The 15,177-nt window shown below is 59.7% G+C and carries 12 protein-coding genes and 1 riboswitch; of the genes, 4 read left to right on the top strand and 8 right to left on the bottom strand.

Annotated elements, in window-relative coordinates; translation table 11 throughout:
- Window positions 1–50: 50 nt before the first annotated feature.
- The 5 genes from AB2N04_RS06885 to AB2N04_RS06865 form a co-directional block, all read right to left on the bottom strand.
- Complete coding sequence (locus tag AB2N04_RS06885; protein ID WP_367717878.1) at window positions 51–1,073, bottom strand: PotD/PotF family extracellular solute-binding protein; 1,023 nt, start codon at window positions 1,071–1,073, stop codon at window positions 51–53.
- Window positions 1,074–1,075: 2 nt separating this feature from the next.
- Entirely contained in the window at window positions 1,076–2,182 is a 1,107-nt protein-coding gene (locus AB2N04_RS06880) for a LacI family DNA-binding transcriptional regulator (protein WP_367717876.1), read from the bottom strand.
- A 95-nt stretch (window positions 2,183–2,277) separates the two neighbouring features.
- On the bottom strand, window positions 2,278–4,821 hold the full coding sequence (locus tag AB2N04_RS06875; RefSeq protein WP_367717875.1) for a heavy metal translocating P-type ATPase: 2,544 nt from the start codon (window positions 4,819–4,821) through the stop codon (window positions 2,278–2,280).
- 228 nt (window positions 4,822–5,049) lie between these two features.
- Window positions 5,050–6,165: a ribonucleotide-diphosphate reductase subunit beta gene (locus tag AB2N04_RS06870; protein ID WP_367717873.1), complete on the bottom strand. Its 1,116-nt coding sequence runs from the start codon at window positions 6,163–6,165 to the stop codon at window positions 5,050–5,052.
- An 87-nt stretch (window positions 6,166–6,252) separates the two neighbouring features.
- Entirely contained in the window at window positions 6,253–9,132 is a 2,880-nt protein-coding gene (locus AB2N04_RS06865; RefSeq protein ID WP_367717872.1) for a ribonucleoside-diphosphate reductase subunit alpha, read from the bottom strand.
- A 94-nt stretch (window positions 9,133–9,226) separates the two neighbouring features.
- Window positions 9,227–9,441, bottom strand: a riboswitch (cobalamin riboswitch).
- A gap of 228 nt (window positions 9,442–9,669) precedes the next feature.
- Here AB2N04_RS06865 and msrB point away from each other — a divergent pair.
- The 4 genes from msrB (at window position 9,670) to AB2N04_RS06845 (ending at window position 11,391) form a co-directional block, all read left to right on the top strand.
- Complete coding sequence (gene msrB / locus AB2N04_RS06860; RefSeq protein WP_367717871.1) at window positions 9,670–10,116, top strand: peptide-methionine (R)-S-oxide reductase MsrB; 447 nt, start codon at window positions 9,670–9,672, stop codon at window positions 10,114–10,116.
- Entirely contained in the window at window positions 10,113–10,646 is a 534-nt protein-coding gene (msrA, locus tag AB2N04_RS06855) for a peptide-methionine (S)-S-oxide reductase MsrA (RefSeq protein ID WP_367717869.1), read from the top strand. Before msrB ends, msrA begins: the two co-directional genes overlap by 4 nt.
- A 93-nt stretch (window positions 10,647–10,739) precedes the next feature.
- Window positions 10,740–10,946: a hypothetical protein gene (locus tag AB2N04_RS06850; protein WP_367717867.1), complete on the top strand. Its 207-nt coding sequence runs from the start codon at window positions 10,740–10,742 to the stop codon at window positions 10,944–10,946.
- A gap of 235 nt (window positions 10,947–11,181) precedes the next feature.
- The gene (locus AB2N04_RS06845) at window positions 11,182–11,391 is read left to right on the top strand and encodes a DUF2945 domain-containing protein (RefSeq protein WP_367717866.1); all 210 of its coding nucleotides are present in this window, start codon (window positions 11,182–11,184) and stop codon (window positions 11,389–11,391) included.
- Window positions 11,392–11,490: 99 nt separating this feature from the next.
- On the opposite strand, the gene AB2N04_RS06840 is transcribed toward AB2N04_RS06845, so the two are convergent.
- The 3 genes from AB2N04_RS06840 to AB2N04_RS06830 all read right to left on the bottom strand — a co-directional run bounded on the left by AB2N04_RS06840 (window position 11,491) and on the right by AB2N04_RS06830 (window position 15,094).
- Window positions 11,491–12,069, bottom strand: a complete 579-nt coding sequence (locus tag AB2N04_RS06840) for a PTS sugar transporter subunit IIA (protein WP_367717865.1) — start codon at window positions 12,067–12,069, stop codon at window positions 11,491–11,493.
- A 992-nt stretch (window positions 12,070–13,061) separates the two neighbouring features.
- Window positions 13,062–14,525, bottom strand: a complete 1,464-nt coding sequence (locus AB2N04_RS06835) for a TRAP transporter large permease subunit (protein WP_367717864.1) — start codon at window positions 14,523–14,525, stop codon at window positions 13,062–13,064.
- The gene (locus AB2N04_RS06830) at window positions 14,525–15,094 is read right to left on the bottom strand and encodes a TRAP transporter small permease subunit (RefSeq protein WP_367717862.1); all 570 of its coding nucleotides are present in this window, start codon (window positions 15,092–15,094) and stop codon (window positions 14,525–14,527) included. Before AB2N04_RS06830 ends, AB2N04_RS06835 begins: the two co-directional genes overlap by 1 nt.
- Window positions 15,095–15,177: the final 83 nt, after the last annotated feature.

The following is a 15,177-nucleotide window of genomic DNA, read 5'->3' as shown; positions in this document are numbered from 1 at the left end:
CGGAGGCAGGCCGACTGCCAGCCCCCGGACCATCGCTTCAGCGTATCGGCTTACTGGCCGATCTGAGCATTCCACTCCGAGAGCCAGCTCTCACGGTTGTCGAGAATGACGGCCGGGTCAAGCAACTGAAGGCTCTCAACGGTCTCGGCACCATAAGTGAGGTTTTCGGCGATCTCGTCAGAGACCTTCACCTCGGCATTGGCGGGGCTGTCCACCAGCGCCTCGGCGAGCTTGGTCTGGATATCGGTGGAGAGCCAGAAATCCATGAACTCATAGGCGAGATCTTCGTTCTTCGCGCCCTTGGTCAGGATCATGACGTTCATGCCGCCGGTCTGACCTTCCTTCGGGGTGGCCCAGGCCATGTCGAAGCCCATCTTGGAGTATGCGCCCCAGGCGAAACGACCGATGGGTGCAGCCAGAATCTCTTCCTGCTGCATGAGCTGCGCGACCTGCGAGGAGCGCTCGTAGAAAGTGACGATGTCGTCCTTGTTCTTGGCGACTTCACCGATTGCCGCTTTCAGGTCTGCCGCGTCGTCACCAATGGCCTTGCCGACCATGTAGAGCGCGGGCGGGCCCTGATTGGTGCTCACATTCGGAAACGCAACGCGGCCCTTCAGCTTGTCCTGAAAGAGGTCGGCCCAGCTTTCGATCGTCACCTCGTCGGCGCGGTAGGCGATGGAGGTGGCGTAGAAGGTGTAGCCGACAGCCAGATTGTCGCCGAGCGGATCCTTGGCGATGTCATAGAGCTTGTCATAGTTGGACAGGCGGCTGACATTGATGGGCTGAGTGATGCCCTTGCGCGACGCCGAAAGGGCGTCATGCGTGGACATCACAGCCATGTCGATTTCCGGATCGTCCTTGCGGGCTTCCAGCTTTGCGAGACGCTCCACGGAGTTGCCGGTCTCGACCACCAGCTCACAGCCACACTGGGCCTCGAACGGATCGTAGACGATCTCCTTGAAGGCGTCCTGGGCGAAACCATAGACGGAGATGACGAGGGTCTTGTCGGCGGCCTGTGCTGCGCCGCCGAGTGCGGCCAGCGCGACGCCGGAGGCCATGAGTTTCTTGAACATGTCTAATCGTTTCCTTCTCTGGTGGTGCTTCTTCTGGGATCGATGATGGATGACGCCGACCCTGAAAGGGCCGGCGCCATCGCGCCAGTAGCGGGGAGCCCCAACACCGGCCCGCTTGACTGGCGAATGACAAGCTCCATCGGAACGCAGCGCTGGTCCGGTGAGGCGGACAGGTCGGATCGCATGGCGCGACCATCATCCTGTTCAATCTGGGAAATCAGGTCGGCAATGGCGATCTCCGCAATGCGTTCCATGTCCATGCGCATCGTGGTGAGACTCGGCGCAATGACGCCGGCCCAGATCAGATCGTCGAAACCGGTGACGCTGACATCTCCTGGAATGGAAACACCGCCCTGCTGCAGCTCGGTGATGGCGCGCAGGGCATGGAGATCGGACACTGCGGCAAAGGCCGTAACGCCTTCTTCCACCAGACGCACAAGGCCGAGCGGGCAGCCGGAACCATGGCTGCGCTCCATCTCGCTGATCCAGATAAGGCGGATTTCGCCCCAACTGGCAAATGCCTCCCGAATGCCCGCTATGCGGTCCTTCTGGACATTGGAGTCGGGATGAAGGCCGATGATCGCAAGGGATCGGTGACCGAGGCCCACGAGATGCCGTCCCATCTCCAGCCCGCCACTGTGATGATCGGCGGCAACCGTGTTTCCCGGTGTGGAGGGGGAATCGATCACTGCCACGGGCCGACCTATATCGCCAATACGCGTGCCATGACGGGGCACGACCACGATGCCGTCCGCGCCACGCTCGATCAGTCGATTGATGGCCCGCGACTGGGCTTCGGCATCGCCGCGGCTGTCGCCGATGAGAACGCCATACCCCTCCTCGGAAGCAGCATGCTCGATTGCCTGCGCAAACTGGGGAAAGAGCGGGTGACCGATATCGGCGAGAACGAGACCGAGCACATGGCTGCGCCCGGTGCTGAGGGCTCGTCCTGCGAGGCTGGGCACATAGCCCAGCTCCTTTGCCTTTTCGCGGATCGCCCGGCCGAGTTCCTTCGACACGCGGCCCTTTCCGGACATCGCGTTTGAAACGGTCGCAACCGATACGCCAAGCGCTTTGGCAATATCGGATAGATTGGCACGAGAAGCCATCAAAGCCCGATTCACATGAAGGTTAAGCGTTTAAGCATTATGCTCGGCAAGACCCATCATGTCGAATCGGTTTTTGAAAATCCCCAGATTTGAGGTCAGACGGAAACCGTTGGCGCCCTGCCCTTTCTGGTTTCGCTCCCCTCGTGTCCGGTGGATGGAACAGGAAGCGGCGCATGAAAACGCCGCAGCCGCAGGGCATTGCCGAGCACAAAGACACTCGAAAGCGCCATGGCACCGGCAGCGAGCATGGGCGAAAGGAGCATGCCCATGGCGGGATAGAGCACCCCGGCAGCAACCGGGATCAGACTCACATTGTAGGCGAAGGCCCAGAACAGGTTCTGTTTGATGTTGGTCATGGTGGCCTGCGAGAGGCCGATGGCATTGGCAACACCTGTCACCTCGCCCGCCATGAGAACCACGTCGGCGCTCTCGATGGCGACATCCGTTCCGGTGCCGATGGCGATGCCGACATCGGCTTCGGCCAGGGCGGGAGCATCGTTGATGCCGTCACCGACAAAGGAGACCGGGCCTGCCTGCTTGCGCAGACGTTTGAGCGCCTCGACCTTGCCCTCGGGAAGAACCTCCGCCTCGACCCGGTCGATGCCCAACTTTGCGGCGATGGCTTCGGCGGTATGGCGGTTGTCGCCCGTGATCATCGCCACTTCCAGCCCCAGCGCGTGAAGTGCTGCAATGGCGCGCGGCGTCGATTCCTTCATTGGATCTGCTACCGCAATAACGGCGGCTAGCCTGCCATCGACCGCTGCGTAAAGCGGTGTCTTGGCATCGGTGGCAAGTTTTTCGGCGTCTGCGGAGGCCCTCGTGATTTCGACATTCTGCCGACGCATGAAGCGATCCGCACCAATGTGAAGTTTGCGACCACCGACAGAAGCTACAATGCCGAAGCCGGCAACGGCATCGAACGCCTCCACCGGCTTCAGCGTAAGCCCCTCATCCCGCGCGCCCTTTACGATGGCTTCAGCCACCGGATGCTCGGACATGGCTTCCGCCGAGGCGACAAGCGCAAGGATTTCGGCGCGCTCGAAACCGTCCTGCACCACGAAATCGGTGAGTGCGGGGCGACCGAGCGTCAGCGTGCCGGTCTTGTCGAACGCGACGACGTTTGTGTTGCGCAGGCTCTGCAGCGCCTCGCCATTGCGGAACAGAACGCCGAGCTGTGCGGCGCGACCAGTGCCGACCATGATGGAGGTGGGCGTGGCCAATCCCATGGCGCACGGGCAGGCGATGATGAGCACCGCCACCGCATTAACCAGCGCGAAAGCGAATGCGGGATCGGGACCGAACACCATCCACACGACAAAGGTAAGTGCGGCGGCAAGCATCACGGCCGGCACGAACCAGGCCGTAACCCGGTCGACAACCGCCTGGATCGGCAGTTTGGCACCTTGCGCGTTTTCGACCATGCGGATGATCTGCGCCAGCACCGTGTCGGAGCCGACCTTGGTGGCGCGGTAGACGAAGCTGCCGGTCTTGTTGATCGTGCCGCCGATGACCTCGTCACCTTCGGCCTTGGAGACCGGGACAGGCTCGCCGGAGATCATGGCTTCGTCCACATAGGAAGAACCGCTTTCCACCACACCATCGACTGGAACCTTGTCGCCGGGGCGCACCTGAAGACGGTCGCCAACGACCACGTCTTCAAGCGGCACCTCGACAAAACTGTCGTCCTTGAGAACGCGGGCGCTCTTTGCGCGCAGGCCCATCAGCCGCTTGATGGCTTCGCCGGTGCGTCCCTTGGCGCGCGCCTCCAGAAGCCGCCCAAGCAGGATGAGCGTGACAATGACGGCGGACGCTTCGAAATAGACATTGGCCGTGCCGGACGGGAGAACGCCGGGCGCGAAGGTTGCCACGACCGAATAGGCCCAGGCAGCGGTGGACCCGAGCATGACAAGCGAGTTCATGTCGGGCGCGAAACGCATCAGCGCGGGGAAGCCCTTGCGATAAAAGCGCAGGCCCGGCCCGAACTGCACGATGGTCGCCAGCACGAAATAGAGGAGATAAAGCGTCTTGCGGTCGGCGAGCCCCATCAGCCAGGCATGCATGCCCGGGATGAAATGGCTGCCCATTTCGAGAATGAAGATCGGAAGGGTGAAGATTGCGGCCAGCGCGAAATCGCGCTTGAGTGCACGCAGCTCGGCGGCCTTGGCCGCCTCATGCGCATCACGGGCGGCAGCGCCATCGGAACGGGCAACCGGCGTGTAACCGGACTTGCGGATCGCCGCTTCCACGCCGCTGCGCGCTTCAACGTTCAGAAGTTCGATGGATGCGCTTTCGGTGGCGAGGTTGACCGCGACCTTTGAAACACCGGGCACGGCGGCAATCGCCTGCTCCACACGCCGCACACAGGAGGCACAGGTCATGCCCTCGATACCGATATCGAGATGGCTCTCCGGCACGCCATATCCGGCACGCTCAACCGCAGTGACGATGCTTGAGAAGTCGGTGCCAGGCTGCACCGCGACATTGGCGGTCTCGGTCGCCAGATTAACCGAGGCGCTTTCAACGCCATCGACGGCGGCAATCGCCTTTTCCGCGCGTTTTACGCAGGAAGCGCAGCTCAGCCCCTCGATGCGGAAGCGTTTTACATTGGCCGAAGACGTTCCGGCGGGAAGGGTATTCATCGCTTTCACCCTGAATGACTATTGTTCAGGATTGGGCTTCTAAAGCTTCCAGTCAATGGAAGGTCAAGCGAGAAAATCACTTCGTCATTTCGGATCCGAAAATGGAGCCCGGGAGCTGGCGCAGTTACTGCAGCACCGGTATCGAAACCGTTCCGTGAAAACGCGCTGCTGCGCGGGGATCGAACCCGCGCGCAACAGCTTCATTCTGGTTGCGCCAAACGCCATGGGTCAGTCCCAGCTCAGCGCACCACCGTTCTGATATTCGATGACGCGGGTCTCGAAGAAGTTCTTTTCCTTCTTCAGGTCCATCGCCTCGCTCATCCACGGGAACGGGTTCTCGGTTTCGGCGAAGACCGGAGCCAGACCGAGCTGGGCGCAGCGGCGGTTTGCGATGAAGTGCATGTATTGCTCGCACAGCGCCGCATTGAGACCGAGAAAGCCGCGTGGCATCGTATCGCGCCCATATGCGGCTTCCAGCCCGGCGGCATGCGCGATCATGCCGCGCACCTCGTCCTGGAAAGCGGACGTCCACAAATGCGGGTTCTCGATGCGGATCTGGTTGATGACATCGATGCCGAAGTTCAGATGGATCGATTCATCGCGCAGGATGTATTGATACTGCTCGGCGATGCCGACCATCTTGTTGCGGCGTCCGAGCGAGAGTATCTGCGCAAAACCCGTGTAGAACCACATGCCCTCGAAGATGACGTAGAAGGCCACGAGATCGCGCAGGAACGCCTGATCGGCCTCCGGCGTGCCGGTCGCGAATTCGGGATCGTCCAGATGCTGCGTGAAGTCGAGCGCCCATGCCGCCTTGTCGGTGATCGATGGCACTTCGCGGTACATGTTGAACAGCTCGCCCTCGTCCAGCGACAGGCTTTCCACGATGTACTGGAAGGTGTGCGTGTGGATCGCTTCCTCAAAGGCCTGACGCAAGAGATACTGCCGGCATTCAGGATTGGTGAGGTGCCGGTAGATCGCCAGAACGATGTTGTTGGCGACAAGGGATTCGGAGGCGGCGAAGAAGCCGAGATTGCGCTTGATCATGCGCCGCTCGTCTTCGGTCAGGCCATCGCGCGACTTCCAGAGCGCGATGTCGGCCTGCATGGAGACCTCGGTGGGCATCCAGTGATTGTTGCAGCCGGCGAGATATTTCTCCCACGCCCAACGATATTTGAGCGGCAGAAGCTGGTTGACGTCGGCGCGGGCGTTGATCATGCGTTTGTCATCAACCGAGACGCGGGCCGCCCCGCGCTCGATCTCGCCGAGGCCCGTGGCGTCGGCCTCGTCAACGACGGGGATTGAAGCTGTGGCGGGTTGCGATTTTTCGTTCCAGTTCAGCATTTTTTTGTCTTCCGATTGGGTTTGCATTCGGCGTACCCACCATCGTCCTTCGATGAGCTCAGGATAAAGATGGGCGCAAGGGCCGGGCTACTGGCAGGCCTCGCACTCGGGATCGTCGATGGCGCAGGCTTTGCCCCACGCGGCGTTCGGATCGATGGAGATGGGCGCGGCCGAACCGCTTGCGGCGGAGACGGCGTTGAGCTTGCCATCGGTGCCCTTCAGCGTGGATTTTTCCACATGGGTGGCCGAGCGCGAGCGCAGGTAATAGGTCGTCTTCAGGCCCTTTCGCCATGCCAGCCGGTAAAGCTCGTCCAGCTTTCTGCCGCTCGGATTGGCGATGTAGAGATTGAGCGACTGGGCCTGATCGATCCATTTCTGGCGGCGCGAGGCGGCTTCGATCAGCCAGGCGGAATCGATCTCGAACGCGGTTGCGTAGAGTGCCTTCAGGTCATCCGGCACGCGGTCGATCTGCCCCACGGACCCATCGAAATATTTGAGATCGGACATCATGACCTCGTCCCACAGGCCGCGCGCTTTCAGATCGTGGATCAGCGCCGCGTTCACCACGGTGAAATCGCCCGACATGTTCGATTTGACGAACAGGTTCTGATAGGCGGGCTCGATGGACTGCGAAACGCCGCAAATGTTGGAGATGGTGGCGGTGGGCGCGATGGCCATGCAGTTGGAATTTCGCATGCCGACCTTCTTCACCCGCTTGCGCAGGCTCTCCCAGTCGCGCGTTGCGGCACTGTCCATCTCGACGCCCGGCCGCGCCTCTTCCAGAAGCCGGATGGAATCGATCGGCAGGATGCCTTTCGACCAGAGCGAACCGTCGAAGCTGGCGTAGCGCCCGCGCTCGGCGGCGAGTTCCACCGAGGCCGCAATCGCATGATGGCTGATCGCCTCCATGCTCATATCCGCAAAGGCCACGGCCTTATCGCTCTGGTAGGGTATGCGCAGCTTCTGCAAGGCGTCCTGAAAGCCCATCAGACCGAGGCCGACCGGGCGATGCCTGAGATTGGAATGGCGTGCCTCCGGAATGGTGTAGAAATTGATGTCGATGACATTGTCGAGCATGCGCATGGCGGTGCCGACCGTGCGTGCCAGCCGCGCCAGATCGAGTGCGCCATCGGCGATGTGGTTGACGAGGTTCACGGAACCCAGATTGCAGACGGCCACCTCGTCCTTCGAGGTGTTGAGGGTGATTTCCGTACACAGGTTTGATGAGTGAACGACGCCCACATGGCCCTGCGGGGAACGGATGTTGCACGGGTCCTTGAAGGTGACCCAGGGATGCCCGGTTTCGAACAGCATGGTGAGCATGCGCCGCCACAGATCGACCGCACGCACGGTCTTGAAGACGCGCAGTTCACCAGCTACCGCCTTTGCTTCGTAGGCTTCATAGGCCTTGCGGAACGCCTCGCCATAAAGGTCGTGCAGGTCGGGCGTTTCATCAGGCGAAAACAGCGTCCACGGCCCGTCCGCCTCGACGCGCTCCATGAACAGGTCCGGCACCCAATTGGCCGTGTTCATATCGTGCGTGCGGCGGCGGTCATCGCCCGTGTTCTTGCGCAGGTCGAGGAACTCCTCGATGTCGATGTGCCAGGTCTCCAGATAGGCGCAGACGGCGCCCTTTCGCTTGCCACCCTGATTGACGGCGATGGCCGTGTCGTTGGCGACCTTGAGGAACGGCACGACGCCCTGGCTCTCGCCATTGGTGCCCTTGATATGCGCGCCGAGACCGCGCACCGGCGTCCAGTCATTGCCGAGCCCGCCGGAATATTTGGCAAGCAGTGCATTGTCCTTCACCGCCTTGAAAATGCCGTCGAGATCATCTGCCACCGTGGTGAGGAAGCAGGAAGAAAGCTGTGGGCGCAGCGTGCCTGAATTGAAGAGGGTGGGCGTGGACGCCATGAAGTCGAAGGACGACAGGAGATCGTAGAATTCGATGGCACGCGCCTCACGGTCGATTTCGTGCACGGCAAGCCCCATGGCGACGCGCATGAAGAACGCCTGCGGCAGCTCGAAGCGGATGCCCCCGGCGTGCAGGAAATAACGGTCGTAAAGCGTCTGCAGGCCCAGGAACTGGAAGTTCAGATCACGCTCGGGCCTCAATGCAGCGCCAAGGCGCGCCAGATCGAAACGGGCAAGTTCGGGATCGATGAGTTCACTGGCAACACCCTTGGCCACAAAATCGGGGAAGTAGCTTGCGTAGCGCTCCGCCATTTCAGCCTGGGTGGCCTGCTCGTGTCTGCCGGAAACAAAGGTCAGCGCCTCACGCCGCAATCTGTCGAGCAGAAGACGCGCGGAAACGAATGCGTAATCGGGTTCCTGCTCCACCAGCGTGCGCGCGGCAAGGATCGGCGCAAGCGACAGCTCATCCTGGCGGATGCCGTCATAGAGATTGCGGCGGGTTTCCGTGAGGATCGGTTCTGCGGAAACGGCCTCGAGGCCGGTACAGGCTTCATGAACGATTTCCGCAAGGCGGGCCTCATCCAGCGGAACCAGCGTCCCATCATCCAGCGTCATTTGCAGGGCGGATGTGGTGACTTCCACACTGGCCGTCTCGGCGGCGCGCTCGCGGGCGCGCTCCTCGCGATAGAGCACATAGGCACGGGCCACACGGTGATGCTCGCCACGCATCAGGGCGAGTTCGACCTGATCCTGAATTTCCTCGATGTGAAAGACCCGCCCGGTATCGGCACGCCGCGTGAGCGCGGACACGACCTGTCCCGCAAGCTCCTCGACAATTTCATGGACGCGGCGCGAACCGGCGGCGGTGGAACCCTCAACCGCCAGAAATGCCTTGGTCAATGCGACCTCGATCTTGGCGGGATCGAACGGCGTGACACCGCCGTTGCGACGGATGACCCGATACCCCGGTTCCAACGATGCGGTTTCGGTGTTTGTGGTGGAATGCGGAACCGAGGCGGTCCCTTTGGTGTGTTGTACTTCAGTCGCCGGCATGTAGACCCCCGTGGCGGTTGGACAGGGGCGCGGAGACATGCGGCGCGACGGAGGACCCGTGGCGACACACGCACCACCGGGACACCCCGCCCGTGGACGTTTATCTCGTCATGGCAGGTCTCCTGGCTCGCAGGTCTTCACCGCTGTTCAGCCTTCCCGGCGCATATGGGGCGCCAGTGACACAAAACGAAAGCGGCTCACTGCTTACAGTTGCGGGGGCAGCGCCGGACTTGCCAAAAGGCGCACCGGCTTCCCTCTTCGCTTCCGATCCAACCAAGAATCGGAAGAACCATGACCACAACAGTTGGTATCGATCCCGAGACGGAAGTCAACATGTTGTTGCGCGAGGCGACAGCTCTAACCGTACAGACATCCTCCATCCGCGGGTTTCAAGATTGGACGCGCACGCTGTCACACGAATATGATTGGGAGAGTGGAACTGCGATACCTAGATGAGGTTTCGTGGACAGGCAGTGTGGTGAAAACCGCGATTGCGAATAGCGATCATTTGATACGAACAGGAAGCCGGAGCTACAGATGGATTACAGGAAAACCGAAGAAGCCTTGGCCCGCCTCACCCCGGAGCAATATTACGTGACGCAGGAGAGCGGCACGGAGCGCCCGGGAACCGGCGAGTATCTGAACAACAAGGAACCAGGCATCTACGTGGACATCGTGTCTGGAGAGCCGCTTTTTGCCAGCGCCGACAAGTATGAATCCGGCTGTGGCTGGCCAAGCTTCACCAAGCCGATTGTCCCAAGCAACATAAGCGAATTGCAGGATGCCTCGCATGGGATGATACGAACGGAGGTACGCTCGGCGCATGGTGACAGTCACCTGGGACATGTCTTTGAGGACGGACCAACCGACCGCGGCGGCCTGCGCTACTGCATCAACTCCGCTGCCCTCCGTTTCATTCATCGCGATGACATGGAGGCAGAGGGCTATGGCGAATATCTCGATCAGGTGGAGACGGTGAAATGACGGAACGGGCTATTCTGGCCGGTGGCTGCTTTTGGGGCATGCAGGACCTTATCCGAAAACTCCCCGGGGTCATCAGCACGCGCGTGGGCTACACCGGAGGCGATGTGCCCAACGCGACATATCGTGACCACGGCACCCATGCAGAGGGCATTGAGATCGTCTTTGATCCTGAAAGGATGAGTTACCGTACGCTTCTGGAGTTTTTCTTCCAGATCCATGACCCGACCACGAAAAACCGGCAGGGCAACGATGTCGGTATGTCTTACCGCTCGGCGATCTATTATCTGACAGAAGAGCAGAAGCGCATTGCCGAAGACACGATCGCCGATGTCAACGCATCAGGCCTGTGGCCAGGCAAGGTGGTGACCGAGCTGGAGCCGGCAGGAGATTTCTGGGAGGCAGAACCCGAGCATCAGGATTATCTCGAGCGCTACCCAAACGGCTATACCTGCCATTTTCCACGGCCGGGCTGGGTTTTACCAAAACGAAGTTCCGAGGGCCGGGAGCAGGCGGGAACGAAAGCGGTCTAGCCCCACGGTTTTCCGGAGCGTGAAAACCCGAAACGTCGGGGCTGCCTCAGCGCAGCCTCTTCGTATTCGCTCCCGAACTGGTGGCGATGGCAAATGCGCGAAGATGTGCATCCTGATCTGCCGCGCGTGCCGGTCGGAACGAGGTATGAACGCCAGCAGAACACCAGGGACAGCGAACGGCAGCGCGGGGAACACCGGCACGGCAAACCTGGCAAACGGGCAATGCATTGCGCGACAGCATATCAAAGCCTCCTGATGATGAATGACCGATATTTCAATAAACAAATTAACGTATCGTGAATATTCTAATATATAGATCGATAATCAATAATACACACATGTAATAGAAATGAAAAATCGAAATCTTACATAGATAAGAAAAAACTTCTAATTAAATTATATTTCGAAACCCAAACACAGCCTCCATGCATACACCTCCCCGGATACCCTGAGCGAAAACACACGCATCGGGGCGCGGGAACATTGAAGCGGTCAGAGTCGTTCCTTTCCGTGAATCAATCAGGGAGACGGATTTATGGCGAAATTCGATATTGGCGATGCCGTAAGCTGGAACTCGGAGGCCGGACGGGTCTCAGGAACAATCATCAGGATTCACAAGCACGATTTCGAATACAAGGGACACAGGCGCCGCGCTTCACCGGATGAGCCCCAGTACGAAATCAAGAGCGACAAGACGGATCACATTGCCGCGCACAAGGAATCGGCGTTGTCGAAGGACGACTGAGGCCGCGCCGGCCGTACTGCGGCAACGTCCCGGGCCGTTTCAGAGCATGGCGGGATGGCCCGGGACGAGGATTTCGCGCACCACGAAAGTCTGGCACAGTCACCCTGTTGTATTAGCGCGCGGCTGCTTCGGATGCTTCAAGAACCCTGGCAGCCTTTTCCCTGCAAGCGATTGCTCTTCGTAAACGCGTCCCCGACGCCCTATTGGGTGCTCTTCACGAATATTGAGGCCGAGCGCAGCGATGACGGCTTCCGCTTCGGAGCGCGTGGTCGCTTCACGCAATCGTTGTTTCAGCGCCGCCTCCCGCCCCAGTCGGCCGAGCCGCAGCAGGGCAGCGCGAAGCCATTTCATATCACGCCTGCTCCCCATCAGGGCGACAAATGTGTCGACCGCGACACCATCCGGCGCATCGAACTCTACCGGACGGCCGAGCCGACGCACCACGATCATCGACCCCTCCGGATTTGAGAGCACAGTGTGCGGCAAGGCAATTCCCCCGCCAATGGCTGTGGTGCCCAGCCTTTCCCGGGCGTACAGAGCGCTGGCGATGTCGATTTTGCTCAAGTCGGGCTGAAACTCCGCGACCTGTGCTGCCAGAGCCCAAAGAGCAGCCTTGCGGGTGCTCGACGTACTGTCGAATGCGAGGTCGACTGCGAAAGAAACACGAACGGGTATCATCGCACGCCCTCCTTTCGTTTCATGTAAAAGAAGCCGGCTCTGCCAACGCAGACCGACATTTGATATGGTCGTGGGGCACCACTCCCCACGACCCCGCTGGCTAAAGTACCGTGACTATTTGCGCTTTGTGGTGGCCAGCTGATCGGCCACGGCATCAGGCTGGCTGACGGCCTTCTTTTTCTTGCCCTTGGGCTGCTTGCGCTTCTGGTCGCCTTTTCTCTTGGCCATGTCGTTTCTCCGGATCTCTTCAAATCGTAAAGTCTGTGAAAGATCTCCCTGGCACCGACAAAACCGGCACCAGGGTCACATTCCGAATTGGAGACGCATCCGCGTGGCTGGAAATGACATCAAGAAGGCCATGGTGTTCTGAACCCCGTTAACGCACTGCACATATGCAAACCGCCCTGCCCCCCGGGCCTCGCATGTGCTGCTACGATTTCAATCCGACCCGCGATGAGCGGCCCGTGCCGCCCTGTCGCATTTGCCCGCACCCGCGAAGGCGAGACTTGTAGTCGGCAAATTGCACGCCACCCGAAAACGTGTTGACGGGCGCGGAACACCAGGGGCATCGCACCGCAGCGCGCGGAAGGCTGGCAGCGCAGCTATCACAAAGCAACAACATGGAACGCATGGACATATCGAACTCCAGACACGCAATTTCGATTGCGCAAAAGAACAGACGATTTCTCTTTCAAGAAAAACGACCCGGAGCCGAACTAATAAGATTTACATCACTTATATAGATCCGCCCCGGGCGATGACATGCATCATCCGGCTCCCGCGGCGGAATATAAGGAACTTTCTTTTATCCATGGCCTCTATATAATTGAAACAAAAACAAAAACAACTCTATGGTCGCGTCTGTGCCGTTACGCCGCATCCCATCACACCCCCGGCGAAATGGAGAGGACGCACGACCATGAAAGGCGGGAATGCCGGGGCGCAAAAGCCGAAGCACGACGCACCGGGCGCCGTTCGTCAGCCGCCCGTTCCTAATCCAGAAGAAGTTTCGGCAACCACAACACCAATTGTGGAAATGCCAGAACGAAGGCCAGCCCGACAAGCTGCAGCAGAACGAACGGAATGATCCCCAGATAGATATCCTTGATGGCCACCTCCGGTGGCGCAACCGCCTTGAGATAGAACAGCGCAAAGCCAAAGGGTGGAGTCAGAAACGATGTCTGGAGGTTAATCGCCATCAGCGTGGCGAACCAGTAGGTAACCTCTGCCTGCGGGACGTGAGCGCCGAAATCCAGACCGTTGATGATGGGTGCGAAGACGGGAAGAACGATCAGCGTGATTTCGATCCAGTCAAAAAAGAAGCCAAGAACAAAAACCAGCCCCATCAGTGCAAACAGAATGCCCCATGGCCCAAGGCCCAAATTGTCGAAAAGGTGAATTACCACTTCCTCGCCGCCAATTTGACGAAAGACATAGGAAAACAGGGTCGCGCCGATGAAGATTGCAAAAATCATGGCGTTGGTGAGAGCAGAGCGCAGGACCACATCGTTCAGAATTCGCCAGAATCGTCCGAGAAGCGTCTCTGTCTCCCGAAGCGCTTCGTCCTCGAGAGCAGCCTGCCCTTCCATCCTGATTTCAGTAACATGGAAGTATGGCAGCAGGACGAGATTGACGAATGCGAGCAAAACCGCACCGAACGCACCGACACTCGCGGCTTCCGTGGGGGTGGCGAGGCCACCCAGTATGGACCCGAGCACCAGCAGAACAAGAATGATCGGCGGCACGAACGAGCGAAGCAGCATGGCGACCAGCGCACCGCGTGTCTTCGGCCCGACATCGGCGTCGAGGGGTGGAGCGAGATCCGGCTTCAGCCACGAAACAACCACAACATAAATCATGTATAAGATCGCGAGCATGAAACCGGGGATTACGGCGGCGACAAAGAGCGTGCCTACCGACCGGCTCAGAAGATCAGCCATGATGATCAGCATGATCGATGGCGGGATGAGAATTCCGAGCGTTCCCGAAGCAGCGATTGTTCCCGATGCCAGCGCGGACGAGTAGCCCTGACGCTTCATGACCGGCATGGCCAGGAGCGTCATCATCACCACGGACGCACCGATGATGCCGGTGGTCGCCGCGAGTATTGTGCCCATAAGAACGACAGACAGAGCCAGACCGCCGGGCACGCCCCGCATGAGCACTTGCAGACAGTTGAGAAGATCGCGCGCCACGCCCGAACGTTCCAGCATGGTGCCCATCAAAACGAACATGGGTATGGCGGTCAGGATCATGTTTTCGGCAATGGCGCCGTAGATCCGCGCGGGAATGGCATAGAACTGCGGCCAATCGAAAAGCCATGGATCGATGAAGATCGCAATGGTGGCAAATGCCAGCCCAACGCCGCCCAGCACGAACGCGACGGGGAAACCGGAGAACAGCAGCGCAGCAAGCGCCACGAACATCAACAATGGGAGAACATCAACCAGCGTCATCAGTGCCCTCCCCCCACGAGTTTGTCGACCTGTGTGGCCGGCAGAGTGCCTCTCAGTCCTTCAACGCATTTCAGCACTTGCGACAGGCCAGCCAGAAACAGAAGAATGAACATGACGACCAGCATGGATTTGAGAATCCATAGATTGCTCAGGCCGATGGTGGAGGCGGAAATTTCGCCATTCACGTAGGATTGGCGCGCATAGCCGAAACAATAGAATGCTCCGACAAGCGAGAAGGGCATCAGGAAGAGCAGGCACCCGGTCAACTCAAGCAGCAACCTTGTCCGCCTGGCAAGGCTGGATGTCACCAGATCGATGCGGACATGCACCTGACGCACATATCCGAACCCGATCACGAGCGAGAAGATCACCGTATGCGCCCAGTACTGGGATTCCTGCATCATCGTTGAATTGACGCCCGGCACTTTGCCGAAGCCGAAATACCGGGTCAGCACGTCGTAGACGACGATGAGCATGAGCCCGATCATGGTGAATGCGCCGATCCAGGCGATCAGATGCAACACGCGATCGATCGTCCGATAGGCGGCTGTCAGGCAGAAGGAAGCCATAAACGCTCGCAAATGACAGAATGATGGGGATGGATGAAAGCAGCGCTGCAGTGAACGCAGCGCCGCCTCCGTGAGCGCGCGGC

Origin of the sequence: Nitratireductor sp. GISD-1A_MAKvit (assembly GCF_040819555.1) — a bacterium.
Taxonomy (GTDB): Bacteria; Pseudomonadota; Alphaproteobacteria; order Rhizobiales; family Rhizobiaceae; genus Nitratireductor.
The sequence above is the reverse complement of the archived record's forward strand: the minus strand, read 5'-3'. Positions and strand labels throughout refer to the sequence as shown.

Excerpts from the sequence above, each read along its gene's own strand:
- AB2N04_RS06885 (WP_367717878.1), bottom strand. The coding sequence starts at position 1,073 with ATGTTCAAGAAACTCATGGCCTCCGGCGTCGCGCTGGCCGCACTCGGC.
- AB2N04_RS06880 (WP_367717876.1), bottom strand. The coding sequence starts at position 2,182 with ATGGCTTCTCGTGCCAATCTATCCGATATTGCCAAAGCGCTTGGCGTA.
- AB2N04_RS06875 (WP_367717875.1), bottom strand. The coding sequence starts at position 4,821 with ATGAATACCCTTCCCGCCGGAACGTCTTCGGCCAATGTAAAACGCTTC.
- AB2N04_RS06870 (WP_367717873.1), bottom strand. The coding sequence starts at position 6,165 with ATGCTGAACTGGAACGAAAAATCGCAACCCGCCACAGCTTCAATCCCC.
- AB2N04_RS06865 (WP_367717872.1), bottom strand. The coding sequence starts at position 9,132 with ATGCCGGCGACTGAAGTACAACACACCAAAGGGACCGCCTCGGTTCCG.
- msrB (WP_367717871.1), top strand. The coding sequence starts at position 9,670 with ATGGATTACAGGAAAACCGAAGAAGCCTTGGCCCGCCTCACCCCGGAG.
- msrA (WP_367717869.1), top strand. The coding sequence starts at position 10,113 with ATGACGGAACGGGCTATTCTGGCCGGTGGCTGCTTTTGGGGCATGCAG.
- AB2N04_RS06850 (WP_367717867.1), top strand. The coding sequence starts at position 10,740 with ATGCGCGAAGATGTGCATCCTGATCTGCCGCGCGTGCCGGTCGGAACG.
- AB2N04_RS06845 (WP_367717866.1), top strand. The coding sequence starts at position 11,182 with ATGGCGAAATTCGATATTGGCGATGCCGTAAGCTGGAACTCGGAGGCC.
- AB2N04_RS06840 (WP_367717865.1), bottom strand. The coding sequence starts at position 12,069 with ATGATACCCGTTCGTGTTTCTTTCGCAGTCGACCTCGCATTCGACAGT.
- AB2N04_RS06835 (WP_367717864.1), bottom strand. The coding sequence starts at position 14,525 with ATGACGCTGGTTGATGTTCTCCCATTGTTGATGTTCGTGGCGCTTGCT.
- AB2N04_RS06830 (WP_367717862.1), bottom strand. The coding sequence starts at position 15,094 with ATGGCTTCCTTCTGCCTGACAGCCGCCTATCGGACGATCGATCGCGTG.